The 21,825-nt window shown below is 69.1% G+C and carries 21 protein-coding genes and 1 riboswitch; of the genes, 18 read left to right on the top strand and 3 right to left on the bottom strand.

Annotated elements, in window-relative coordinates:
* From CRO22_RS04945 to bluB, 5 genes are read left to right on the top strand one after another with little or no spacing between them, the layout of a single operon-like run.
* On the top strand, positions 1-606 hold the full coding sequence (locus tag CRO22_RS04945) for a histidine phosphatase family protein (protein WP_097069017.1): 606 nt from the start codon (positions 1-3) through the stop codon (positions 604-606).
* A complete protein-coding gene (locus tag CRO22_RS04940) occupies positions 603-1,400 on the top strand; it encodes a propanediol utilization protein (RefSeq protein ID WP_097069016.1) in 798 nt (265 codons plus the stop codon). The genes CRO22_RS04945 and CRO22_RS04940 overlap by 4 nt, the downstream gene beginning before the upstream one ends.
* On the top strand, positions 1,397-2,341 hold the full coding sequence (gene cbiB, locus CRO22_RS04935; RefSeq protein WP_097069015.1) for an adenosylcobinamide-phosphate synthase CbiB: 945 nt from the start codon (positions 1,397-1,399) through the stop codon (positions 2,339-2,341). The genes CRO22_RS04940 and cbiB overlap by 4 nt, the downstream gene beginning before the upstream one ends.
* Positions 2,338-3,303, top strand: coding sequence for a threonine-phosphate decarboxylase CobD (gene cobD / locus CRO22_RS04930; protein ID WP_097069014.1), 966 nt, complete (start codon positions 2,338-2,340; stop codon positions 3,301-3,303). Before cbiB ends, cobD begins: the two co-directional genes overlap by 4 nt.
* Entirely contained in the window at positions 3,293-3,916 is a 624-nt protein-coding gene (gene bluB / locus CRO22_RS04925; protein WP_097069013.1) for a 5,6-dimethylbenzimidazole synthase, read from the top strand. Before cobD ends, bluB begins: the two co-directional genes overlap by 11 nt.
* On the opposite strand, the gene CRO22_RS04920 is transcribed toward bluB, so the two are convergent.
* Complete coding sequence (locus CRO22_RS04920; RefSeq protein ID WP_097069012.1) at positions 3,913-5,358, bottom strand: cobyric acid synthase; 1,446 nt, start codon at positions 5,356-5,358, stop codon at positions 3,913-3,915. The two genes, bluB and CRO22_RS04920, sit on opposite strands and share 4 nt — an antisense overlap.
* Positions 5,359-5,629: 271 nt before the next feature.
* On the bottom strand, positions 5,630-6,283 hold the full coding sequence (cobO, locus tag CRO22_RS04915) for a cob(I)yrinic acid a,c-diamide adenosyltransferase (protein WP_097069011.1): 654 nt from the start codon (positions 6,281-6,283) through the stop codon (positions 5,630-5,632).
* 38 nt (positions 6,284-6,321) lie between these two features.
* Positions 6,322-6,551, top strand: a riboswitch (cobalamin riboswitch).
* Between the two features lie 76 nt (positions 6,552-6,627).
* Here cobO and CRO22_RS04910 point away from each other — a divergent pair.
* From CRO22_RS04910 to cobJ, 6 genes are read left to right on the top strand one after another with little or no spacing between them, the layout of a single operon-like run.
* Positions 6,628-6,996 carry a DUF1636 family protein gene (locus tag CRO22_RS04910; protein WP_097069010.1) on the top strand — a complete coding sequence of 123 codons (369 nt, stop codon included), beginning with the start codon at positions 6,628-6,630 and terminating at the stop codon, positions 6,994-6,996.
* Positions 6,997-6,999: 3 nt separating this feature from the next.
* The gene (gene cobW, locus CRO22_RS04905; RefSeq protein WP_097069009.1) at positions 7,000-8,046 is read left to right on the top strand and encodes a cobalamin biosynthesis protein CobW; all 1,047 of its coding nucleotides are present in this window, start codon (positions 7,000-7,002) and stop codon (positions 8,044-8,046) included.
* A complete protein-coding gene (gene cobN, locus CRO22_RS04900) occupies positions 8,046-11,282 on the top strand; it encodes a cobaltochelatase subunit CobN (RefSeq protein WP_097069008.1) in 3,237 nt (1,078 codons plus the stop codon). The genes cobW and cobN overlap by 1 nt, the downstream gene beginning before the upstream one ends.
* Positions 11,283-11,309: 27 nt before the next feature.
* The gene (locus tag CRO22_RS04895) at positions 11,310-11,939 is read left to right on the top strand and encodes a precorrin-8X methylmutase (protein ID WP_097069007.1); all 630 of its coding nucleotides are present in this window, start codon (positions 11,310-11,312) and stop codon (positions 11,937-11,939) included.
* A gap of 2 nt (positions 11,940-11,941) precedes the next feature.
* A complete protein-coding gene (locus tag CRO22_RS04890; RefSeq protein ID WP_097069006.1) occupies positions 11,942-12,679 on the top strand; it encodes a precorrin-2 C(20)-methyltransferase in 738 nt (245 codons plus the stop codon).
* On the top strand, positions 12,676-13,413 hold the full coding sequence (gene cobJ / locus CRO22_RS04885; RefSeq protein ID WP_097069005.1) for a precorrin-3B C(17)-methyltransferase: 738 nt from the start codon (positions 12,676-12,678) through the stop codon (positions 13,411-13,413). Before CRO22_RS04890 ends, cobJ begins: the two co-directional genes overlap by 4 nt.
* On the opposite strand, the gene CRO22_RS04880 is transcribed toward cobJ, so the two are convergent.
* The gene (locus CRO22_RS04880) at positions 13,386-14,141 is read right to left on the bottom strand and encodes a cobalt-precorrin-6A reductase (RefSeq protein WP_097069004.1); all 756 of its coding nucleotides are present in this window, start codon (positions 14,139-14,141) and stop codon (positions 13,386-13,388) included. The genes cobJ and CRO22_RS04880 overlap by 28 nt on opposite strands.
* Between CRO22_RS04880 and cbiE the strand changes: the two genes are divergently transcribed.
* From cbiE to CRO22_RS04845, 7 genes are all read left to right on the top strand, one after another.
* On the top strand, positions 14,140-15,330 hold the full coding sequence (gene cbiE, locus CRO22_RS04875; protein WP_097069003.1) for a precorrin-6y C5,15-methyltransferase (decarboxylating) subunit CbiE: 1,191 nt from the start codon (positions 14,140-14,142) through the stop codon (positions 15,328-15,330). The two genes, CRO22_RS04880 and cbiE, sit on opposite strands and share 2 nt — an antisense overlap.
* On the top strand, positions 15,312-15,653 hold the full coding sequence (locus CRO22_RS04870) for a cobalamin biosynthesis protein (RefSeq protein ID WP_097069002.1): 342 nt from the start codon (positions 15,312-15,314) through the stop codon (positions 15,651-15,653). Before cbiE ends, CRO22_RS04870 begins: the two co-directional genes overlap by 19 nt.
* A complete protein-coding gene (gene cobM / locus CRO22_RS04865) occupies positions 15,650-16,435 on the top strand; it encodes a precorrin-4 C(11)-methyltransferase (protein ID WP_097069001.1) in 786 nt (261 codons plus the stop codon). The genes CRO22_RS04870 and cobM overlap by 4 nt, the downstream gene beginning before the upstream one ends.
* The gene (gene cobA / locus CRO22_RS04860) at positions 16,432-17,163 is read left to right on the top strand and encodes a uroporphyrinogen-III C-methyltransferase (protein ID WP_097069000.1); all 732 of its coding nucleotides are present in this window, start codon (positions 16,432-16,434) and stop codon (positions 17,161-17,163) included. The genes cobM and cobA overlap by 4 nt, the downstream gene beginning before the upstream one ends.
* The gene (gene cobF, locus CRO22_RS04855) at positions 17,160-17,918 is read left to right on the top strand and encodes a precorrin-6A synthase (deacetylating) (RefSeq protein ID WP_097068999.1); all 759 of its coding nucleotides are present in this window, start codon (positions 17,160-17,162) and stop codon (positions 17,916-17,918) included. The genes cobA and cobF overlap by 4 nt, the downstream gene beginning before the upstream one ends.
* Before the next feature lie 148 nt (positions 17,919-18,066).
* A complete protein-coding gene (gene tcuA / locus CRO22_RS04850) occupies positions 18,067-20,493 on the top strand; it encodes an FAD-dependent tricarballylate dehydrogenase TcuA (RefSeq protein ID WP_097068998.1) in 2,427 nt (808 codons plus the stop codon).
* A 7-nt stretch (positions 20,494-20,500) separates the two neighbouring features.
* Positions 20,501-21,820 carry a cobyrinate a,c-diamide synthase gene (locus tag CRO22_RS04845; RefSeq protein WP_097068997.1) on the top strand — a complete coding sequence of 440 codons (1,320 nt, stop codon included), beginning with the start codon at positions 20,501-20,503 and terminating at the stop codon, positions 21,818-21,820.
* Positions 21,821-21,825: the final 5 nt, after the last annotated feature.

Here is a 21,825-nt window from a genome sequence, read left to right as displayed (position 1 = left end):
ATGGGCGGGAACGGGGCGACGGAGGCGCAAGCAGCGCAGGCGACGGGGGCGGAGCTTTTGCTGATCCGCCATGCGCCGGCGCGCAACGGCGGGTGCCTCGCGGGGCGGCGCGACGTGCCCGCAGACCTTCCAGGCCCCGCGCCGCTTGCGGCGTTGCGCGCGGCGGTGGGCGCGGCGCGGCTGGTGGCCAGCCCGGCGCTGCGCTGCCGCGAGACCGCCGCGGCCGTGTTTCCGGGCCTGACGCCGGATCTGGACGAACGGCTCTGGGAGCAGGATTTTGGCGCCTGGGAAGGGGTGCCCTTTGCCGATCTGCCCGACATCGGGGCGATGACGCGGGCGGACCTTGCCCGCCACCGCCCGCCTGCGGGCGAGAGTTTCGAAGACCAGTGCGCCCGCGTCTTTCCGGCCCTGACCGAGCTGGCAGAGCAGGGCGGGCGCACCGCTGTTGTCGCCCATGCGGGCGTTGTCCGCGCCGCGCTGGCCCTCGCCATCGGAGATCTTCCCGCGGCGCTTGCCTTTGACATTGCGCCGCTTTCGCTCACCGGGCTTCGGGTGTTGCCGGGCGGGCACTGGGTGATCTCCCATGTGAACCGGACCTTCGGATGAGGGCTGCGCTTCATATCCCCGGTCATTTCGGCGAATGGTTGCAGGGCCGGATGGGGCCCGAGGGGCCGGTGGTGCTGGTGACGCTTTCGGCGCCCGCTCTGGGTGTCGAGGCCTGGCACCGCCCGGGTCCGGGGCTCGCGCTTCATGGGGCGGGGCTGAGCCCGGCGCGGGCGCGCCGGTTTCTGGAGCGACTCGGGGGCGCGCTCTTTGGTCAGGTGGTGCTGCGCCCCGCGGTGGTGCCGGGGCTCGGCACCGGCGTTTCCACGGCGGCGCTTCTGGCGCTGGCCCGGCTGGCCGGGCTGGAACGCCCCCCGGCGGATCTCGCCGCAGCCTGCATCGCCACCGAGGGCGCCTCTGATCCGCTGATGTTCGCTGCGCCGGACCGGCTCTTGTGGGCCTCGCGGCAAGGACGGGCTCTGGCCGCGCTCCCGCCTTTGCCGCGCCACGAAATTCTCGGCGGATTTGACGGCCCCCCGACGCGGACCGAGGCCGAGGACGATGCCTTCCCCGATATTTTGGACCTCGCGCAGCGCTGGCAGGCGGGCGCGACGCTTGCCGAGCTTGCCGCACTCGCCTCGGAAAGTGCGGCGCGCTCCTCGCGCCTGCGCGGTCCGGGCGCGGAGAGTGCCCCGGCCCTCGTCGCGAGGCTGGGCGCGCTTGGATGGATGCGCGCCCATACTGGCGCCGCGCGCGGGCTCATCTTCGCCCCCGGCACCGTTCCCGCGGGCGCCGAAGCGCTCTTGCGCGCGGCGGGCTGGCGCGGGATCTTGCGGCTCAGGGGGGGCACGCGATGAACTTTGCGGCGATGATGCTGGTGGCGGTTGCGCTCGATCTGGCGCTCTCCTGGCCGGGCGCGCTTTATGAAAGGATCGGCCATCCGGTGACCTGGCTTGGCGCGCTGATCGCCGCGCTGGAAGTGCGTTGGAACGGCGGCGCGGCGCAACGGCTGATGGGCGTGGCCGCGGCCGCGGTCGTGATCGGGGCGGTTCTTGGAATAACCATTCTTCTTCAGACCCTTCTGCCGCAGAGTTGGATTGGAATCCTGCTCGGCGGGCTGCTCGCCTGGCCCTTTGTCGCGCTGCGCTCGATGCATGATCATGTGGCCGCCGTGGCGCGCCCGCTTCTGGCGGGCAATCTCGCACAGGCGCGCCATGAGGTTTCCATGATCGTGGGCCGCGACCCGGCGCAGCTTGACGAGGCCGGCGTTGCCCGCGCCGCGCTCGAGAGCCTTGCCGAGAATTCGTCGGATGGCATCATCGCGCCGCTGTTTTGGGGCTGCGTCGCCGGGCTGCCGGGCATCGCCGCCTACAAGGCGATCAATACGCTCGATTCGATGATCGGGCACCGCAGCGCGCGCTATGAGCGCTTTGGCTGGGCCTCCGCGCGGGTCGATGACCTCGTGAACCTGATCCCGGCGCGGCTCACCGGCCTGCTCTTTGGCCTTGCCGCCGGAGCCAAGGCGCGCGAGGCGCTGGCCGTGATGCGGCGCGATGCCCGCGCGCATCGCTCCCCCAATGCGGGCTGGCCCGAGGCGGCGCTCGCGGGCGGGCTTGGCATCCGGCTCTCCGGGCCGCGCATCTATGGGGACCGGGTGGCCACGGAGCCCTGGCTCAACGGCACCGCCCCGGACCCCGTGCCGCAAACCCTTGCCCGCGGCCTTGCGCTTTATCGCCGTGCGATGGGCGGGGCCATTTTGCTCATTGCCCTTGTGGCGCTTTTGTGGAGCTTCGCATGAGACGCGATCACGGTGGCAATATCGATGCGGCCAAGGCCCGGTTCGGCGGCGCCGACTGGATCGATCTCTCGACCGGCATCAACCGCGTCCCCTATCCGCTCGCGCGGCTGACCCCCGAAGCCTGGACCGGCCTGCCCACCGCAGCGGCCAAGGCGGCGCTGATTGCCGCGGCGCAGACGGCCTTTGGCACGCAGGCGCCGGGCGTCGCCCTTGCGGGGGCGCAGCAGGCAATCCAGCTCATTCCCCGGCTCACGCCGCCCGGCCTCGCCCGGGTTCTGGCGCCGACCTACAACGAGCATGCGGCCGCGCTTCGCGCCGCAGGCTGGGAGGTCGAGGAAGTGACCAGCCTGCGCGCCCTTGCGGGGGCCGATCTTGCCGTGGTGGTCAACCCCAACAACCCCGATGGCCGGGGCACGAGCCCCGAGGCGTTGCGTGCGCTTGGCCTGCAGGTGCGGCGCATGGTGGTGGACGAGAGCTTCGCCGATGCCACGCCCGAGACCTCGCTCGCGGCGAAAGCGGGGGCCAAAATCATCGTGCTGCGCTCCTTTGGCAAGTTCTATGGCCTTGCGGGGCTGCGGCTCGGCTTTGCCTTTGCCGATGCCGCCACGGTGGCGCGGCTTGAAGACATGGCCGGGCCGTGGCCCGTTTCCGGCCCCGCGATTGAAACCGGCACCCGCGCGCTGCGCGACCGCCCCTGGGCCGAGGCGACAACGGCGCGGCTCACCGCAGAGGCCCAACGCCTTGATGCCATCGCCGCGGCAGCAGGCTGGGCGCTTGTGGGGGGCACCGCCCTTTTTCGCACTTACGCGACGCCCGAGGCGCAGGCGGCGCAGGAGCGGCTGGCGCGCGCGCAGATCTGGAGCCGGATCTTCCCCTATTCGCCAAGCTGGTTGCGGCTGGGCCTGCCGGGGGCAGAATCCGAATGGAAACGGCTGGAAAGGGCCTTGAGCGATGCAATTTGACCAGACCCACCGCGAGGCGCTGACCGAGGTTTTGCGCTGGCGCCGCGATGTGCGCCATTTCCGCCCCGATCCGATCCCCGAAGAGGTGGTCGAACGTCTGCGGGCGGTGATGGATATGGCGCCCTCGGTCGGCAATGCCCGGCCCTGGCGGGTGCTGCGTGTCGAGAGCGCCGAAATCCGCGCCGCGGTGCTTGCGAATTTCGAGGCGGCCCGGACCGAGGCCGGGGCCGTTTACGCCGATGACCAGGCCGCGGCCTATGCAAAGCTGAAACTGCAGGGCATCGACCAAGCGCCGTTGCAGCTTGCCGTTTTTACCCATCGTGATCCGCAGGCCGGGCACGGGCTGGGCCGCGCCACCATGCCCGTTACCTTGCAGCAATCGACCGCCATGGCGATCCACACGCTCTGGCTGGCGGCCCGGGCAGAAAACCTTGGCCTCGGCATGGTCTCGGTGCTTGATCCGCGCGCGATCGAGCGGCTCCTGGGCACCCCGCCCGAGTGGGAATTCACCGCCTGGCTCTGCATCGGCACCCCGGAATTCACCGATGACACGCCGCTTTTGCACCGCGCAGGCTGGCAGGCGAACCTTACCACTGAATGGGAGACCCGCTAGCGTGCGAGCGCGAGCAGGCCCGCGACGTCGAGATGCGCTTCCATATGGTCGGCGAGCGCTTCGAGTGTGGCCTCGACCCCGGCTGCATGGCTTTGGCCCGAGGCACGGATGCCGAGGCTTTCGAGAAAGGCCGCCCGGAACGCATCCGCCGAGAACATCCCGTGCAGATAGCTGCCGATGATCCGCCCCGAGGCAGAGATTGCCCCCTCGGGCGCCCCGTCGATCAGCGCAAAGGGGCGGGCGCGGTCCGGCCCTTCGGTCTTGCCGATATGGATCTCGTAGCCCTCGACGGCGAGCCCGGTCGCGGCATGGGTGGCGCGGGTGCGGGTGAGGCGCTTGTCGGGTGTCATCACCGTTTCCACGTCAAGGAGACCAAGGCCCGGTGTGGTGCCGGGCGCGCCCTCGATGCCGTCGGGGTCGGTGACGGTGCGGCCCAGCATCTGATAGCCGCCGCAGATGCCAAGCACATGGCCGCCGCGCCGCACATGCGCGGCGAGGTCGATGTCCCAGCCCTGGTCGCGCAGGAAGGCAAGATCGCCGCGCGTCGATTTTGAGCCCGGAATCACCACGAGCCGCGCCGCGGCCGGGATCGGTTGGCCCGGCGTGACCATCACAAGGTCGACCCCGGGCTCTGCCGCAAGCGGGTCAAGATCGTCGAAATTGGCGATGCGCGAGAGCGCGAGGCAGGCCACGGTGAGGCCACCCTCGGTGCGCCCCGAGCCAAGGTCGAGCGCGTCTTCGGCGGGGAGCAGATGCGCCTTGGAAAACCACGGCAGCGTGCCAAAGCCACGCCAGCCGGTGCGCGCCTCGATCAGCCGGTAGCCGTCGTCAAAAAGCGAAACATCGCCCCGAAACTTGTTGATGATAAAACCGGAAATCATCGCAGCATCTGCGGGGTCGAGCACTGCCTGCGTGCCGATGATCTGCGCGATCACACCGCCGCGGTCGATGTCGCCCGCCAGCACCACCGGCACATCGGCGGCGCGCGCGAATCCCATATTGGCAATGTCGCCCGCGCGCAGGTTCACCTCGGCCGGGCTCCCCGCGCCCTCGACAATGACCAGATCATGCGCCGCCTTGAGGCGCGCGAAACTTTCCAGCACCGCGCCCATCAACTGCGGCTTCAGGCCCGCATAATCGCGCGCCTTCGTAGTGGTGAGGCGTTTGCCCTGCACCACCACTTGCGCGCCGACATCGGTTTCCGGCTTGAGCAGGATCGGGTTCATGTCGACCATCGGCTCCAGCCCGCAGGCCAGCGCCTGCAAGGCCTGCGCGCGGCCAATCTCGCCACCATCCGCCGTCACGGCCGCATTATTTGACATGTTCTGCGGCTTGAAGGGCGCGACCGAAAAGCCTCGCCGCCGCGCCGCGCGGCACAGCCCCGCCACCAGCATCGACTTGCCGACATTCGAGCCCGCACCCTGGATCATGATCGCGCTCATGGCCGGCCTCCGCGCCTGTTGCCGCTGCGGGAGCCTCCGGCGGGGATATTTGGGAGCAAGCTGAAAGCCGCATCTGCAAAAGACGCGCTGCACCGCACCCAAGCCTGCCAAGGCAGGGAGGGCGCGGCGCTTTCACCTTGCACGGTCATCGGGATCCCTCCCTGTACCGTTCTTTCAGCCTGCGCGCACATGGTTAACAGATCCTTAACGTGGTCTTTCATCTTGCCCCAAATATCCCGGGGGTCCGGGGGCAGCGCCCCCGGCCTTCGGCTCAGAATTCGACCCCCGGCTGGCCCTTGATGCCGGCGCGGAACGGATGCTTCACCAGCGTCATTTCGGTCACCAGATCGGCCGCCTCGATCAGCTCCGGCGCGGCGTTGCGGCCCGTCAGCACAACATGGGTCATCTCCGGTTTTTCGTCGCGCAAAAACGCCAGCACCTCGGCCAGATCGAGGTATTCGTAGCGCAGCGCGATGTTGATCTCGTCCAGAAGCACCATCCGGATCGCCGGGTCGCGGATCAATTCCTTCGCCTTTTCCCAGCCCGCGCGCGCCGCCGCCACATCGCGCTCGCGGTCCTGTGTTTCCCAGGTGAAGCCCTCGCCCATCGCATGGAACTGGCACAGCGCGCCGAAATGCTCGGTGAGCAGGCGCCGTTCGCCCGTGTCCCAGGCGCCCTTGATGAACTGCACCACCGCACAGGGCATCTCATGCGCAATGCAGCGCAGGATCATCCCGAACCCGGCCGAACTTTTGCCCTTGCCCGCGCCGGTATGGACGATCACAAGCCCTTTTTCTCCGGATTTTCCCGCCATGATCTTGTCGCGCGCGGCCTTCTTCTTGGCCATTTTCGCGGCATGGCGCGCCAGATCCTCGGGCGTGTCTTCGGCGTCATGCGGCGGGGCGGGGTCGGTTTCGGGCGTCATTGCGGCGGCCTCCTGCTTGACAATGCACTATCTCTCGCCCACTCAGGAGCGGCGCTGGTTTCTGTCCTATGACAGGCGAAGAGGGAATGCGACAGGCTTTGCGACCGAAAGGTGACAAAAGCCGAACGCAGCCGCCCCCGCGACCGTGACCGGAGAGGGCGCCCCGCACCACTGGCAGACCCGAGAGGGGGCCGGGAAGGGGGGGCGACCGTGAGGGATTTCCCTCGCATCCGCAAGCCGGGAGACCTGCCAGCGCATGTGTTTCGGGCGGACGGGGTGTGCCGCGACCGGGAGGGGCGTTTGCCCGTCTTCGGCCGTTCCCCCAGACCCATCAAGGAGGGGCGATGGTCGCCACACTGCATGTTTGCACCACCTGCCGACGCGCGGGTGAGGTGCCCGAAGACGAGATCCGCCCCGGCGCGGCGCTTCATGCGGCGCTCGAAGGGCTCGATTGCCCCGAGGGGCTGCGGATCGTCCCCGTGGAATGCCTTTCCGCCTGCACGCAGGGCTGTTCTGTCGCGCTCTCCGCCCCCGGCAAATGGTCCTATGTCTATGGCCGGCTGGGCCCCGCAGATGCCGCGACCGTGCTTGAGGGCGCCGCGCTTTACGCGCAAAGCGCCGACGGGCTCGTGCCCTGGCGCGCGCGGCCCGAGATTTTCCGCAAGCAGAGCCTTGCGCGCATCCCGCCCCAAGCGTTGACCCCTGAGGAGTAGCCCATGTCGGACCTGACCAAAATTCCCGTCACCGTGATCACCGGCTTTCTGGGCGCGGGAAAAACCACGCTCATCCGCCACCTGATGGCCAACCCCGGCGGGCGCACGCTTGCCGTGCTGGTGAACGAATTTGGCACTGTGGGCGTGGATGGTGAGATCTTGCGCCAATGCGCCGATGAAAACTGCCCCGACGAGAACATTGTCGAGCTGGCCAACGGCTGCATCTGCTGCACCGTCGCCGATGAGTTCATCCCGACCATCGAGGCTTTGATGGCGCGGCCCAACCGCCCGGACCATATCCTGATCGAGACCTCGGGGCTGGCGCTGCCCAAACCGCTCCTGAAGGCCTTCGACTGGCCCGCGATCCGCTCGAAAATCACGGTCGATGGCGTGATTGCCGTGGCCGATGCCGAGGCGGTGGCGGCGGGCCGCTTTGCCCCCGACGAGGCCGCAGTCGATGCGCAACGGCAGGCCGATGACAGCATCGACCACGAAACGCCGCTCTCCGAAGTGTTCGAGGATCAGATCGCCTGCGCCGATCTCGTGCTCCTGTCCAAGGCCGATCTCGCGGGCGAGGCGGGGCTTGCCGCCGCGCGCGCCGCGATCGAGGCGGAGGCGCCGCGCAAGCTGCCCATTCTGCCGATGGTCGAAGGCGTGATCGACCCGCTCGTGGTGCTGGGCATCAATGCCGCCGCCGAGGATGACCTTGCCGCGCGCCCCAGCCATCACGATGATCACGGCGAGCATGAGCATGACGATTTCGACACGGTGGTAATTGATCTGCCCGAAATCGCCGATCCCGCCGCGCTGGTGGCGGCGATCGAGCGGCTCGCGCGGGAGCACAATATCCTGCGGGTGAAGGGCCATGTTGCGGTGGCGGGCAAGCCGATGCGGCTTTTGGTGCAGGCCGTGGGCGAGCGGGTGCGCCATCAATATGACCAGCCTTGGGGCGAGCGGCCGCGCCGCTCGGCGCTTGTGGTCATTGCCGAGCATGACGATGTGAACGAAGACGCGATCCGCGCGCTGCTGATGACCGGGGTTGCCGCCTGATGCATGTCGTCTTCCGCGAAAGCCACGGGCTTGAGGAAACCGAGGTGCCGACCGATCTTGGTCAGCGCCCGGCGGACCTCGTGGCGCTGTCCTTCTCGGACAGCGACCTTGGGGCTTTTGCGGCAGGCTGGAAGCGCGCGGCGGGGGGGCTTCCGTCGTTGCGGCTCGCCAATCTGGTGGCGCTGCGCCACCCGATCTCGGTCGATACCTATGTCGAGACCACGCTTTCGGGCGCGAAAGGCATTCTCATCCGGCTGATCGGCGGCGAGGCTTACTGGCCCTATGGGCTCGCCTCGGTGCAGGATTTGTGCCGCCGCAAGGGGATTGCGCTTGCGGTGCTGCCCGCGGATGGCCGCGCCGATGAACGGCTCGACGCGCTTTCCACCCTCCCGGTCTCGACGCTCCGGCGCCTGAAAGAGCTGTGCGACGCGGGCGGCGCGGTGGCTGCGCAAGCGGCGCTGGCGCAGCTTGCGCTTGCCTCGGGCCTTTATGCCCCCCCCGTTCCGGGGGACAAGCGCCTGCCGGACTGGGGGTTTTACGACCCCGCCAAGGGGGTGATCCCGGCGCCCGAGGGGGAGGGGCCGCTTGCGCTTGTCTCCTTTTACCGCTCCTATCTCACCGCCGCCGATACTGCACCCGTCGATGCGCTGATCGCAGGGCTGCGCGCGCGCGGCTTTGCCGCCTGCGGGCTCTTTGCGGGGTCTCTCAAGGCGGAGGGGCTCGGCGATGCGGTGGAGGCTGCGCTTGGCGCGCGCCACCCGGCGCTGATTGTCAACGCCACCGCCTTCTCGGCGCAGGGCACCGACGGCACCACCCCCTTTGACCGCTACGATGTGCCGGTGTTTCAGGTCGCGCTTTCAACCGCGCGCAAGCGCGACTGGGAGGCCGCCGAGCGCGGCCTTTCGCCCGCCGATCTTGCCATGCATGTGGTGCTGCCGGAGGTGGACGGGCGGCTCTTTGCCGGGGTCATCTCCTTCAAGGCGCCCGAACCCCGCGACCCCGATCTCGAATATGCCCGCTTTGCCCACCGCGCCGATCCGGGCCGCGTGGAAGCCGCGCTCGAGCGCATCACCGGCTGGCATCGGCTCGCTCACACGCCCGCGCCTGCGCGCCGCGTGGCGGTGGTGCTCTCCACCTATCCCGGCCGATCGTGGCAGATGGCGCATGCGGTGGGCCTTGATGCGCTCGCCTCGACCGAGGCGCTGTTGGTCGAACTCGCCGCTGAAGGCTATGCGATTGCGCCCGGGGCCGAGCTTGAAGCGCTTGCCTCAGAGCGGCAAAGCTGGCCGCTCGCTGATTACCGCACCGCGCTTGAAACGCTGCCCGAGCGCCTGCGCGCGGCCCTCACCGAGGCCTGGGGGCAGCCCGAGGATGACCCCGCCTTTGCCGCGGGCGCGTTTCACTTTGCGGCGCTTTCGCGCGGCGCGGCGCTGATCGCGCTGCAGCCCGAGCGTGGCGAGGTGCGCGCGCGCGAGGACGATTATCACGACCTCTCGCGCGTGCCGCGCCACGGCTATGTGGCCTTTTACCTCTGGCTGCGGGCGCAGGGGCTTCATGCGCTCACCCATATGGGCGCGCATGGCACGCTCGAATGGCTGCCCGGCAAGGCGGTCGCGCTTTCAGAGGCCTGCTGGCCCGAGGCGCTCTGGACAGGACCGGTGATCTACCCCTTCATCGTCAACGATCCGGGCGAGGCCGCGCAGGCCAAGCGCCGCCTTGGCGCCGTGACGCTCGGCCATCTGCCGCCGCCGCTCGCGCAAGCCGTGGTGCCCGAGGGCATGACCCGGCTGGAGCGGCTTTTGGACGAATATTCCACCGCCGACGGGCTCGACCCGGCGCGGCGTGACCGGCTGATTGCCGATATCCGCGACGAGGCCCGCGCGAGCGGGATTGAGGCGGATCTGGGCATCCCGCCGCAGGCTTCTGCCGCCGAGGCAATCACCCGGATTGACCGCTTTGTCTGCGACATCAAGGAAAGCCAGTTCGGCGAGGGGTTGCATGTGCTGGGGCAGGGCGCCTGCGGCGCGGAGGAGCGCGCCGGGCTCAGGGCGGCGCTTTCAGGCGCCCGCGTGCCGCCCGGCCCCTCGGGCAGCCCCGCGCGGGGGCGCGCCGATGTGCTCCCCACCGGGCGCAATCTCTTTGCCGTCGACCCGCGCGCCGTGCCCTCGCGCGCCGCCCATGCGCAGGGCGTCAAGCTTGCCGAGGAGCTGTTGCGCAAGCATCTGCAAGATCAGGGCGACTGGCCGAAAGGGCTGGTGGTGGACCTCTGGGGCTCGGCCACGATGCGCACCGCGGGCGAAGAATTCGCCATGGCGCTGCATCTGGCGGGGCTGAAGCCGGTCTGGGACGAGGGCGCGGCGCGGGTCTCGGGCGTTGAGGTCATCCCGCTCGCCCTGTTGGGTCGGCCGCGGATCGACGTCACCTTGCGCGTCTCGGGCCTGTTTCGCGATATTTTTCCGGGCCTCGCCCAGCTTTTCGAGACCGGGGCAGAAGCGCTCGCCGCGCGCGAGGAAAGCCTTGAGGATAACCCCTATGCCCGCCCCGCCCCGCGCGTGTTCGGGCCCCGGCCCGGCCAATACGGGCTCGGCATGGGCGCGGCGCTGGATGCCTTCACCCCCGAGGCGCGCGCGGCGGCGGGCGAGGCATGGCTGGCCGCCTCAAGCTATGCCATTGACAAAAAAGGCGAGATTCGCGCCGATCGGGAAGGGCTGGAAGCGCGCTTGATGGCCTCGGACAGTTTTGTCCATGCGCAGGATCTGCCCGAATCCGACCTGCTGCTGGCCTCGGATTACGCCGCCCATGAGGCGGGCTTTGCCGCCGCGCTCGCGCATATTGGCGCGGCAACGCCCGCGCTTTACCACCTCGACGCGACAGATCCTTCTCGCCCGCGCGCCCGCACGCTGCCCGAGGAAATCGCCCGCGTGGTGCGGGCGCGGGCCACCAACCCGGATTGGGTTGCGGGCATGATGCGGCACGGCTTTCGCGGCGGCGCCGAAATTGCCGCGACGCTCGACCACATGGCCGCCTTTGCCCATCTGGCCCAAGTCGTGCCCGCCCATCTCTTTGACCTTTATCACGAGGCGACGCTCGGCGATGATGCCGTCACCGCCTTTCTGGAAACCGCCAACCCGGAAGCGCTTGCCGCGATGCGCGATCTCTTCCGCCGCCTCGCCGAGGCCGGGCTTTGGCAGACCCGCCGCAATTCGATTGCGGCAAGCTTGCAGGAGCGGCTATGAGCGCCCAACCCGACCCGGAGACCCGCAATGCCCCATACCTATGAGAAGGACGGCGCGAAGATCTACGTGCAATCCTTCGCCACGATCCGCGCCGAGGCGGAGCTTGCCCGCTTCACCCCCGAAGAGGAGGTGGTCGTGGTGCGGATGATCCATGCCGCCGGGATGGTGGGGCTGGAGCGCCATGTGCGTTTTGCGCCGGGCATGGCGATTGCCGCGCGGGCCGCGCTTGAGGCGGGCGCGCCGATCCTGTGCGATGCGCGGATGGTGAGCGAGGGGATCACCCGCGCGCGGCTGCCCGCAAAGAACGAGGTCATGTGCACCTTGCAAGATCCGCGCGTGCCGGAGATGGCGCGCGAGATGGAAAACACCCGCTCGGCGGCGGCGCTTGAGTTGTGGCGCCCGAAGCTCGCCGGCGCGGTGGTGGCGATCGGCAATGCGCCGACGGCGCTTTTCCATTTGCTGAACATGCTCGAAGACCCGGCCTGCCCACGCCCGGCAGCGATCATCGGCTGCCCCGTCGGCTTTATCGGCGCGGCCGAGAGCAAGGCCGCGCTCGCGCAGGCAAACCCGGTGCCCTGGGTGATTGTGGAGGGGCGGCTTGGGGGCTCGGCGATCACCGTGGCGGCGGTGAACGCGCTGGCGAGCCGGAAGGAATAAAGATGGGGCGGATCATCTGTGCGGGGCTTGGCCCCGGCGACCCGGAACTGATCTCGGTGAAATCGGATCGCGCGATCCGCGCCGCGACCGATATTGCTTATTTTCGCAAGGCGGGCCGGGCCGGGCAGGCACGCCGCATTGTTGAAGGCATGCTTGCGCCGAACGCAGTTGAACATGCAATGGAATATCCGGTCACGACCGAGCTTCCGTTCGACAGCCCGGAGTATATTGCGGCCCTCGCGGGCTTCTACGATGACTGGGCTTCGAGGCTTCTTGAAATTTCGAAAACCCGCGACATCGTTGTTTTATGTGAGGGCGACCCCTTCTTCTATGGCTCTTTCATGCATCTCTACACGCGGCTTCTGGGCCGCGTGGAGCTTGATGTGATCCCCGGCATTCCGGGCATGGTGGGCTGCTGGACCGCGACGGGCCAGCCGATCACCTGGGGTGACGATGTGCTCACCGTGCTCGCGGGCACGCTGCCCGAGGCAGATCTCGCGCGCCAAATGGCGGCGGCCGATGCGCTTGTGGTGATGAAGACCGGGCGCAACCTGCCCAAGATCAAGCGCGCGCTCGCCGCGGTGGGCAAGCTTGAGGCGGCCTGGCTCGTGGAGCGCGGCACGATGCCCACAGAGCGGCTGGCGCGGCTTTCGGAAGTCGACGCGGAAGATTGCCCCTATTTTGCGATCGTGCTCGTGCATGGAGAGGGGCGGCGCCCCGAGAGGGAGGGGCTCGCATGAGCGGTTGGGTCACGGTGGCGGGGCTCGGCCCCGGAGATGAAGCGCTGGTGACACCGGAGGTCACGGCGGCCCTGTCCGAGGCGACCGATATTGTTGGCTATATTCCTTATGTGGCGCGGATTGCGCCGCGCCCGGGGCTGACGCTGCATGCTTCTGACAACCGCGTGGAACTTGACCGCGCCCGCCATGCCCTTGAAATGGCAGCAGAAGGGCGGCGCGTGGTGATTGTCTCCTCGGGCGATCCGGGGGTATTTGCCATGGCCTCGGCGCTTTTTGAGGGGCTCGAGGCAGCGCCCGAATTCGCCGAAACCGAGATCCGTATCCTGCCCGGCATCACCGCCATGCTCGCCGCCGCCGCGCGGGCGGGCGCGCCTTTGGGGCATGATTTCTGCGCCATCAACCTGAGCGACAACCTCAAGCCTTTCGACCTCGTTGAGCGCCGGTTGCGGCATGCGGCGCAGGGCGATTTTGCGATGGCCTTTTACAATCCGCGCTCAAAATCCCGCCCGCATCAATTTGCCCGTGTGCTGGAGGTGCTGCGCGAGGAATGCGAGCCCGGGCGGCTCATTCTGTTTGCGCGCGCGGTGACAACCCCCGAAGAAGAGATCAACGTTGTCACGCTGGCCGAGGCGACGCCCGAGATGGCGGATATGCGCACCGTGGTGCTGGTGGGCAATTCCACCACGCGGCGGGTGGGGCGCTGGGTTTATACGCCCCGGGGCGTGGCGCCGTGAGCGGCAAGCCAGTCCAGCACCGCTGCAACCGAACCGCAGATGCTGCGCTGCGGCACATAGGGGCGATCAATCAGGATCACCGGAATGCCAAGCGCGCGCGCGGCGATGAGTTTGGCCTCTGCGCCGCGCCCGCCGGCGTTTTTGGCCACGATATGGGTGATGGCTTCGCTGCGCAGCAATTCGCTATCCCCTTGAACATCAAAGGGGCCGCGGGCGATCACGGCGGTCGCATCGGGGAGCGGCAACGCGCCTTCGGGCGGATCGACGAGGCGCAGCAAATAGTGATGCTGCGGTGCGGCATTGAACGCTTCGAGATGCTGCTTGCCGATGGCGAGGAACACGCGGGCCGGGTATTGCGGCAGGGCTGCAACGGCGGCGGCGAGATCGGGCACATGCAGCCAGCGGTCCCCCGCCTGCGCCACCCAGGGCGCGCGCTCAAACGCGCACAGATCCACGCCCGTCTCGGCGCAGGCGGCAACGGCATGGGCGCTCATCTGCGCGGCGAAGGGATGGGTCGCGTCAATCACATGGGTGATGCCCTCGGCCTGCAGGTAGCGCACCAGCCCCGCGATGCCGCCAAAGCCGCCAATACGGGTGGGGAGCGGCTGCGCCACCGGCTTTTCGGTGCGCCCGGCATAGGAAAAGACGGCGTCAAACCCTTTTTCTGCAAGGGTTTTTGCCAAAAGGCTCGCTTCGGTGGTGCCGCCGAGCAAAAGGAGGCGCGTCATGTCTGACCCCTGGCTCACGATCATCGGTCTGGGCGAAGATGGCCCGGCGGGCCTCCCCTTGGCAAGCCGTGAAGCGCTGCAAGACGCAGAGGTGATCTTCGGCGGGCCAAGGCATCTGGCGCTGGTGGGGGCGGGCGAACGGGGCCGCCCCTGGCCCGTGCCCTTTGACATTGGGCCGGTGCTGGCAGTTCGCGGCCGCCCGGTGGTGGTGCTGGCCTCGGGCGATCCGTTCTGGTGTGGCGCCGGGGCGCGGCTCGCCGATGTGCTCGCGCCTGATGATTGGCATGCGATCCCGGTGGCAGGGGTCGTTTCACTCCTCTGTGCGCGCCTCGGCTGGCATGGCGAGCGGGTGCGGGCGCTTGGCCTTCATGCCGCGCCTTTCGCGCGGCTGCGCCCCGAAATCTATCGCGGGGCGCAGATCATCGTGACGCTGCGCGATGGCGCGGCAGTGGCCGATCTCGCGCACTGGCTCACCGATCAGGGCTTTGGCGCGCTGCGCATGGTGGTGGCGGAAAATCTTGGCGGCCGGGCCGAGCGTTTGCGCAGCACTCTGGCGCAAAGCTATGATTTGGAAGATGTTTCCGTCCTCGTCGCGGTGGCCCTCGATGGCGCGGATCTTCCGGCATCCGCGGGCATTTCGCGCGTGCCGGGGCGCCCGGAGAGCCTTTTTGCCCATGACGGGCAGATCACGAAATCTCCGTTTCGGGCCTTGACGCTGGCCGCGCTGGCGCCGCGCCCGGGCGCGCTGTTGTGGGATATTGGCGGCGGTTCGGGCTCGGTTTCGGTCGAGTGGTGCCTCGCCGGGGGGCGCGCGCTGACGATCGAGCCGCGCGCGGACCGATGCGCCAATATCGCCGAAAATATCGCGGCCTTTGGCCTTGGCGGACAGATGCAGCTTGTTGCGGGGGCTGCGCCCGACGCGCTCGCGGGGCTCGCGCTCCCGGATGCCGTTTTTGTCGGCGGTGGCGGCGCGGAAGCGCTTTATGCGCGGCTCTGGGAGATCCTTTCCCCCGGCACGCGGCTTGTCGCAAATGGCGTGACGCTCGAAACCGAGGCATTGCTGGCGAGCCTCCATGCCTGCCACGGCGGTAGCCTGATGCGGATCGAGATCGCCGAGGCCGAACCGCTCGGGCGGATGCGCGGCTGGGGGGCCTCACGTCCGCAGGTGCAATGGAGCGTGACGCGATGAGGGTGGCGGGGCTCGGATTCCGCCGCGGCACGGTGGATTTTGCCGCGGCGCTGGCGGCGGCGGGGCCGGTCGATGCCCTTGCAACGGCGGCGGAAAAGGCCCAAGAGCTTGCCGCCGCGCTGCCCGGACATCGGGTGCTTGGCGTCGATGTGGCGGGGGTGGCGACCCCCACGCAATCGGCCCGTGTTCTGGCGCTGAAAGGCACCGGATCGGTGGCGGAGGCGGCGGCGCTCATGGCGGCGGGGCGGGGGGCAAGGCTGGTGCGGGCGCGCGAAGTGATCGGCGGGGTGGCCCTCGCCGTGGCAGAAGGAGAAGGCGAATGACGGTGCATTTCATCGGCGCGGGGCCGGGCGCGGCGGATCTGATCACGCTGCGGGGTCGCGATCTCATTGCCGCTTCGCCGGTCTGCCTTTATGCGGGAAGCCTCGTGCCCGAAGCGCTGCTTGCGCATTGCCCTCCCGGCGCGAAAATCGTCAACACCGCGCCGATGAGCCTCGATGCGATCATCGACGAAATCGCCGCGGCCCATGCCGCGGGGCAGGACGTGGCGCGGCTGCATTCGGGCGACCTTTCTGTCTGGTCGGCGATGGGCGAACAACTCCGCCGGCTGCGCGCGCTTGGCATCCCCTATGACGTGACGCCGGGTGTGCCCTCTTTTGCTGCCGCCGCCGCCACTCTCGGAGCAGAGCTTACGCTGCCCGGCGTCGCGCAATCGGTCGTGCTCACCCGCACCTCTGGGCGGGCGAGCGCCATGCCTGCGGCCGAGACGCTGGAAGATTTCGCCCGGACGGGAGCGGTTCTGGCGATCCATCTTTCGGTCCATGTGCTCGAAGATGTTGTCGAAAAACTCACCCCCTTCTATGGCGCCGATTGCCCGGTGGCGGTGGTGTGGCGCGCGAGCTGGCCCGATGAACGGGTGGTGCGCGCCACGCTGGGGAGCCTGCGCCCCGCGATCGGTGCGGAGATGGAGCGCACCGCGCTCATTCTCGTGGGCGCCTCGCTCGGCGCGGAAGAGTTCGACGAGAGCCGCCTTTATGCGGGTGATTACGACCGCCGCTACCGCCCGCTCGGCACCCATCCGCGCTTCCCGGAGGGCACGGAATGAGCGGGTTCGTCTCCTTCGTTTCCTCCGGTCCCGGCGATCCGGAGCTGCTGACCCTGAAGGCCGCCGATAGGCTCGCGAAAGCCGATGTAGTGCTCTTTGACGATCTCTCTGCCGGGCCGATCTTGGGCCATGCGCGCGAGGGAGCGGAACTCATTGCCGTGGGCAAGCGCGCCGGGCGCCCCTCTCCAAAACAGGACCATGTGAGCCGGCTTCTGGTCGATCACGCGAAAACCGGGCAACGCGTGGTGCGGCTCAAATCCGGAGACAGCGGGCTTTTTGGCCGGCTGGAGGAGGAGCTTGTCGCGCTTTCGGCGGCCGGAATTGACCATGAGATCATCCCCGGCGTGCCCTCGGCCTGCGCGGCGGCCGCGGCGGCGGGGCTGCCGCTCACGCGCCGGCTCACCGCGCGGCGGGTGCAATTTGTCACCGGCGCCGATGTGACGGGCGATTTGCCCGAGACGCTGAACTGGGCGGCGCTGGCCGATCCGGGCGCGACCACGATTGTTTTCATGGGCAAGCGCACCTTTCCGAAACTGGCCGCGGATCTGATCGCGCATGGCCTTGCGCCCGAAACGCCCGCGCTTCTGGCCGAGGCGGTGGGGCACTCCGACCAGAGCTTTCAGCGCGCGACCGTCGCCACGCTCGCGGCATCGCTTGCGCAGGCGCGCAGCGACAAACCCGCACTCATCCTCTACGGCCCGCTTTACGACCCGGAGGCGGACGCATGATCGAACTCACGCTGATCGGCATCGGCACCGGTAATCCGGGCCATATCACGCTTGAGGCCATTGCGGCGATGAATGCGGCCGATCTGATCCTCATCCCGCTCAAGGGCGCCGACAAGTCAGATCTTGCGGGGCTCCGGCGTGAAATCTGCGCCCGCCATGTCACACGCGCCTCGGTGAACGTGGTGGAATTCGCGCTGCCGGTGCGCGATGCTGAAAACCCCTCTTATCGCGCCGGGGTGGATGAGTGGCACGATGCCATTGCCGAGACCTGGTATGCCGAAATGGCGGCGCACTGTCCCAAACTCGAGGGCCGCGTCGCGCTGCTTGTCTGGGGCGACCCTTCGCTTTACGATTCGACCCTGCGCATCGCGGCAAGGCTCGAACACCGGCTCACGCTGAAGACGAAAGTGATCCCGGGCATCACCGCAATTCAGGCGCTCTGCGCGGCGCATGCGATCCCGCTCAATGACATCGGCGCGCCGGTGGTGATCACCACCGGGCGGCAGATCCGGGACACTGGCTGGCCCGCGGGGGCCGAGACGGTGGTGGTGATGCTCGACGGCAGTTGCGCCTTCCAGAGCCTTGACCCCGAAGGCATCGCGATCTGGTGGGGGGGCTGTGTGGCGATGCCCGAAGAGGTGCTGGTCGCAGGCCCGCTCGCCGAGACCGGGCCGCGCATTCTTGCCGCCCGGGCGGCCCTGCGCGCATCTCACGGCTGGGTAATGGATATTTATCTGATGCGCCGCAACCGGTGAGGCCGCCGTTGCGCTTGCGGGCCCCGGGGGCAGGCGCGGCGTTGAAGCTGCGCCCGGTCGCGCCGATGCGCCCGCCGCGCGCTTCAGCCTTGCGCATGCCCGCGCCCGCTCTTGTGGGCAGGCGCAGTTTCGCTACTCTGACCGGATCATGACGACGCCCGCCCGCGCCCTTGCCGTTCTTCCCGCCAGTACCGGAGTGCTGGTCATCGGGGCCGGGCTCGCGGGGCTTTGCGCGGCGATCGCGGCACGGGAGGCCGGGGCGTCGGTCGTGCTGCTCGATGCCGCGCCCGAGGCCCGGCTTGGCGGCAATGCCCGGCATGGGCGCAACATCCGCTGTGCCCATGCGACCGAGACGGAGGTCCAGCGCGATGCCTATCCGGTCGCGGAATTCGCCGCGGATCTGGGGCGGCTCGCGGGCGCCGATCCGGGGCTTGCCGCGGTGCTGGCCCAAGGGTCCGCCGATCTTGCCGACTGGCTGATGGCCCAGGGCGTGCGGCTCGAGCCCTGGGCAGAGGGTCATCTGCCCTATTCGCGCCGAACCGTCTTTTTGCGCGGCGGCGGGCAGGCGATGGTCAATGCGCTGCTGCGCCGGGCGCGGACGCTTGGCGTTGCACTCTTCTCCGAAGCGCGCGTCGAGGCGCTTGATCCGGCGTTGCTCGATCCGGCCGCCACGCGGCCGTTCGAGATCGTCGTCGCGCGGCCGGGGGGCGCGCACAAGATCGCCGCCGGAGCGGTGGTGCTTGCCGCGGGCGGCACGGTTCCGGACCATCCTCATATTGTCAACCGCGGCACGCCCGAGCAAGCGGGGGCGCCGGTTCTCTGGGCCCTGGGCGCGGGCGCACGGGCGGCGGGTCGGCCGGGCGATGGCCATTTTGTCGCCGTCGATGCCCGCGCGCCGAAGGCCGATGCCGGGATCGTGAGCCGGGTGGACGGGATGCATCTGGGCCTTGTGCTCGGCGCCGACGGGCAGCGGTTTTACGATGAGGCGGCGGTAACCAGCCCGGCGCGGCATTCGGTGGCGGCGCGGGCGCTTCGCGCGCGCACGGATCCGCGCGGCTGGATCGTGCTGGGAGCCGAGGCTGCGCGCGCCCTGCCGCCGCTGCTCCTGGCGCCGATCCGTGCCACGAGCGCGCGGCTGCTGGCAGAGGAATGCGGCATCGACCCTGCCGGTCTCACCACAACGCTTACGACCCCCTTCGATCCACCGCGCAGCGTGGCACCGGATCTGACACCGCCTTTCCACGCGATTCCGATCGTGCCGGGGCTCGGCTTCAGCCGACACGGGCTCGCCATCGATGCCCAGGCACGGGTGCAGTTACAGGAATCTGGTGTTGCGCCACGCTTTTTTGCGGCCGGGACGGCGGTTTGCGGGGCGGTGCTGGGGGAGGGATACCTGTCCGGCGCAGGGCTGGCGATTGCCGCGGTGTTCGGGCGCATCGCCGGGCAGGCGGCAGCGCAAACGGTCGGTCCCGGCGATGCTGCGCCTGCAATGCTGCGCAGCGAAACCGTGCCCTGCGTGGAGGCCACACCGCAGAGCGCGGCGCGCGCGCTCAACATATGCAATACCTGCGGCTTCTGCACCGGGCTTTGCGCCGTCTTCCCGGCGGCAGGCCGCCGCCCCGCCCTCACGCCGGGCGATCTGCGCCATCTCGCGCATCTGTGCCACGATTGCCGTTCCTGCCTCCATGACTGCCAATATGCGCCGCCGCATGCGCTTTCGGTGAACCTCCCCGCCACGCTCGCTGCGGCGCGGGTGGCAGAGTATCGGGGCGAGGGGCGGGGGGCGATCTGGCTCTTTTTCGCCTGTCTCATCGGGCTGCCGCTGGCAGCGCTGATCTGTTTGCCGTGGGCCGTGCTCTTCGGCGCGCAGACGGGGCCGGGCGCCTTTTATGCCGTGCTGCCGCATCCGCTCATGGCGGGAGGTGCGGGGGGGGTGTTCGGCTTTGCCCTTCTCGTGCTCGCGTTCCGGCTCGCGCGCTACTGGCGGGCGAGCCGCGGCCCCGGCGCGCCGGTCACGCTTTCCGCCCTGCGCCGCGGGCTTGCCGATGCGCTGAGCCTGCGCAACCTTGGCGATTGCGAGGATCGCGACGGCGCGTTGGGGCAGGGGCGGCGGCATGCGCATCACCTGCTCGCCGGGGGCTTTCTGCTCACCTTTCTTGCCACCGTGGCCGGGTTTTTCGCCCATCTCGCGGGCCATCCCGCGCCCTATCCGGTGCTCAGCGCGCCGGTTCTGCTGGGCACGCTGGGGGGCCTTTCGATGCTTGCGGGGCTTTTGCTTTTCACCCGCGGTGGGCGCGCGATCGTGCTGCCCAAAAGCGCCAAGCTGGCGCGGATCGACCGGTTCGCACGGGTGCAGCTTGCCACGCTCGCGGGCACCGGGCTCGCGCTTCTTGCGCTGCGGGAGACGCCGCTGATGGGGCTTGCGCTGCTGCTCCATCTGGGCGCGGTTGCGGGCTTCGCGCTCCTCCTCCCCTTCGGCAAGCTTGCGCATGGCGCCTTCCGCACGCTCTCGCTCATCCGCCACGCGGCCGAGGAGGCGCGGCTTCTTGACAAGCGCCGCCGCCCCCCGGCATGAGCCCGACATGACCGCAGCCGCCCCCCCCTGGCCCAAGGGCCTCGCCATCGCCGCCCCCGCCTCCGGCGCGGGCAAGACCACGCTGACGCTCGGGCTTCTGAGCGCCTTCCGCGCCCGGGGGCTGGCGGTGCAGCCGTTCAAGAACGGGCCCGATTACATCGATCCCGCCTTTCATGCCGCAGCCGCGGGGCGCGCGAGTTTCAACCTTGACGGCTGGGCGATGGATGCGGGGCTTCTGGGCGCGCTTGCGGGCGCAGCGCGGGGCGCCGATCTTGTCCTTTTCGAAGGCGCGATGGGGCTTTACGATGGCCCTTCCGATCCGGGGCGCGCGGGGCGCGGCGCGAGTGCCGAGATCGCGCGGCGCTTTGGCTGGCCGGTGGTGCTCGCGCTCGACGTGAAGGGGCAGGGGCAATCCGCTGCCGCCACCGCGCTCGGGTTCGCCCATCACCCCGAGGCGCCCGCGATGGCCGGAGTGATTTTGAACAATGTGGCGAGCCCGCGCCACGAGGCGATGATCCGCGCCGAGATGGAACGCCTCGGCATCGCCGTGTTCGGCGCGCTGCCGCGGCGGGCCGATCTGGCGCTGCCCGAGCGGCATCTGGGTCTTGTGCAGGCCGAGGAGCAGGCAGGGCTTGCCGCCACGCTCGACCGGCTGGGGGCCTTTGTGGCCGAACACGTTGATCTTGACGCGCTGCTTTCTGCCGCCACCTCGGGCCCCGCGCCGGAGGAGGGCGCCTGGCCGTGCCCGCCCGCGCAGCGCATCGCGTTGGCTCGTGATGCCGCCTTTTCCTTTGCTTATCCGCATATGCTGGCGGGCTGGCGCCGGGCCGGGGCGGAGATCGTGCCGTTTTCACCGCTCGCCGATGAGGCACCAGACGCTTCGGCAGATCTCGTCTGGCTTCCGGGCGGTTACCCCGAGTTGCATGCCGGGCGCTTGGCCGCGGCGACAACCTTCCTTGAGGGGCTGCGGGCCTTTGCCGCCCAAAAGCCGGTGCATGGCGAATGCGGCGGCTATATGGTCCTTGGCACGGCGCTTGTCGATGCCGAGGGGATCTCGCATCCGATGGCGGGGCTTTTAGGGCTGGTCACGAGCTACGAGAAGCGGCGGTTGCATCTGGGCTACCGCCGGGCCAGCCTTTGCGCGCCAATGCCCGGGCAGGCACCGGGCGCGGTGCTCTGGGGGCACGAGTTCCATTATTCGACAATCCTCGCCCAACCCGATGCGCCTTTGGCGGAAGTACGCGATGCGGGCGGGCGGGTCGTTGCCGAAACCGGCTCCGTCCGAGGCTTGGTGAGCGGCAGCTTCTTTCACCTGATCGCGGATTAGGGCGC

This window comes from Rhodobacter maris (assembly GCF_900217815.1).
Taxonomy (GTDB): Bacteria; Pseudomonadota; Alphaproteobacteria; order Rhodobacterales; family Rhodobacteraceae; genus Rhodobacter; species Rhodobacter maris.
Note: the sequence above shows the minus strand (reverse complement) of the source record. Positions and strands in the feature narration are given on the sequence as shown.

Excerpts from the sequence above, each read along its gene's own strand:
- CRO22_RS04945 (WP_097069017.1), top strand. The coding sequence starts at position 1 with ATGGGCGGGAACGGGGCGACGGAGGCGCAAGCAGCGCAGGCGACGGGG.
- CRO22_RS04940 (WP_097069016.1), top strand. The coding sequence starts at position 603 with ATGAGGGCTGCGCTTCATATCCCCGGTCATTTCGGCGAATGGTTGCAG.
- cbiB (WP_097069015.1), top strand. The coding sequence starts at position 1,397 with ATGAACTTTGCGGCGATGATGCTGGTGGCGGTTGCGCTCGATCTGGCG.
- cobD (WP_097069014.1), top strand. The coding sequence starts at position 2,338 with ATGAGACGCGATCACGGTGGCAATATCGATGCGGCCAAGGCCCGGTTC.
- bluB (WP_097069013.1), top strand. The coding sequence starts at position 3,293 with ATGCAATTTGACCAGACCCACCGCGAGGCGCTGACCGAGGTTTTGCGC.
- CRO22_RS04920 (WP_097069012.1), bottom strand. The coding sequence starts at position 5,358 with ATGAGCGCGATCATGATCCAGGGTGCGGGCTCGAATGTCGGCAAGTCG.
- cobO (WP_097069011.1), bottom strand. The coding sequence starts at position 6,283 with ATGACGCCCGAAACCGACCCCGCCCCGCCGCATGACGCCGAAGACACG.
- CRO22_RS04910 (WP_097069010.1), top strand. The coding sequence starts at position 6,628 with ATGGTCGCCACACTGCATGTTTGCACCACCTGCCGACGCGCGGGTGAG.
- cobW (WP_097069009.1), top strand. The coding sequence starts at position 7,000 with ATGTCGGACCTGACCAAAATTCCCGTCACCGTGATCACCGGCTTTCTG.
- cobN (WP_097069008.1), top strand. The coding sequence starts at position 8,046 with ATGCATGTCGTCTTCCGCGAAAGCCACGGGCTTGAGGAAACCGAGGTG.
- CRO22_RS04895 (WP_097069007.1), top strand. The coding sequence starts at position 11,310 with ATGCCCCATACCTATGAGAAGGACGGCGCGAAGATCTACGTGCAATCC.
- CRO22_RS04890 (WP_097069006.1), top strand. The coding sequence starts at position 11,942 with ATGGGGCGGATCATCTGTGCGGGGCTTGGCCCCGGCGACCCGGAACTG.
- cobJ (WP_097069005.1), top strand. The coding sequence starts at position 12,676 with ATGAGCGGTTGGGTCACGGTGGCGGGGCTCGGCCCCGGAGATGAAGCG.
- cbiE (WP_097069003.1), top strand. The coding sequence starts at position 14,140 with ATGTCTGACCCCTGGCTCACGATCATCGGTCTGGGCGAAGATGGCCCG.
- CRO22_RS04880 (WP_097069004.1), bottom strand. The coding sequence starts at position 14,141 with ATGACGCGCCTCCTTTTGCTCGGCGGCACCACCGAAGCGAGCCTTTTG.
- CRO22_RS04870 (WP_097069002.1), top strand. The coding sequence starts at position 15,312 with ATGGAGCGTGACGCGATGAGGGTGGCGGGGCTCGGATTCCGCCGCGGC.
- cobM (WP_097069001.1), top strand. The coding sequence starts at position 15,650 with ATGACGGTGCATTTCATCGGCGCGGGGCCGGGCGCGGCGGATCTGATC.
- cobA (WP_097069000.1), top strand. The coding sequence starts at position 16,432 with ATGAGCGGGTTCGTCTCCTTCGTTTCCTCCGGTCCCGGCGATCCGGAG.
- cobF (WP_097068999.1), top strand. The coding sequence starts at position 17,160 with ATGATCGAACTCACGCTGATCGGCATCGGCACCGGTAATCCGGGCCAT.
- tcuA (WP_097068998.1), top strand. The coding sequence starts at position 18,067 with ATGACGACGCCCGCCCGCGCCCTTGCCGTTCTTCCCGCCAGTACCGGA.
- CRO22_RS04845 (WP_097068997.1), top strand. The coding sequence starts at position 20,501 with ATGACCGCAGCCGCCCCCCCCTGGCCCAAGGGCCTCGCCATCGCCGCC.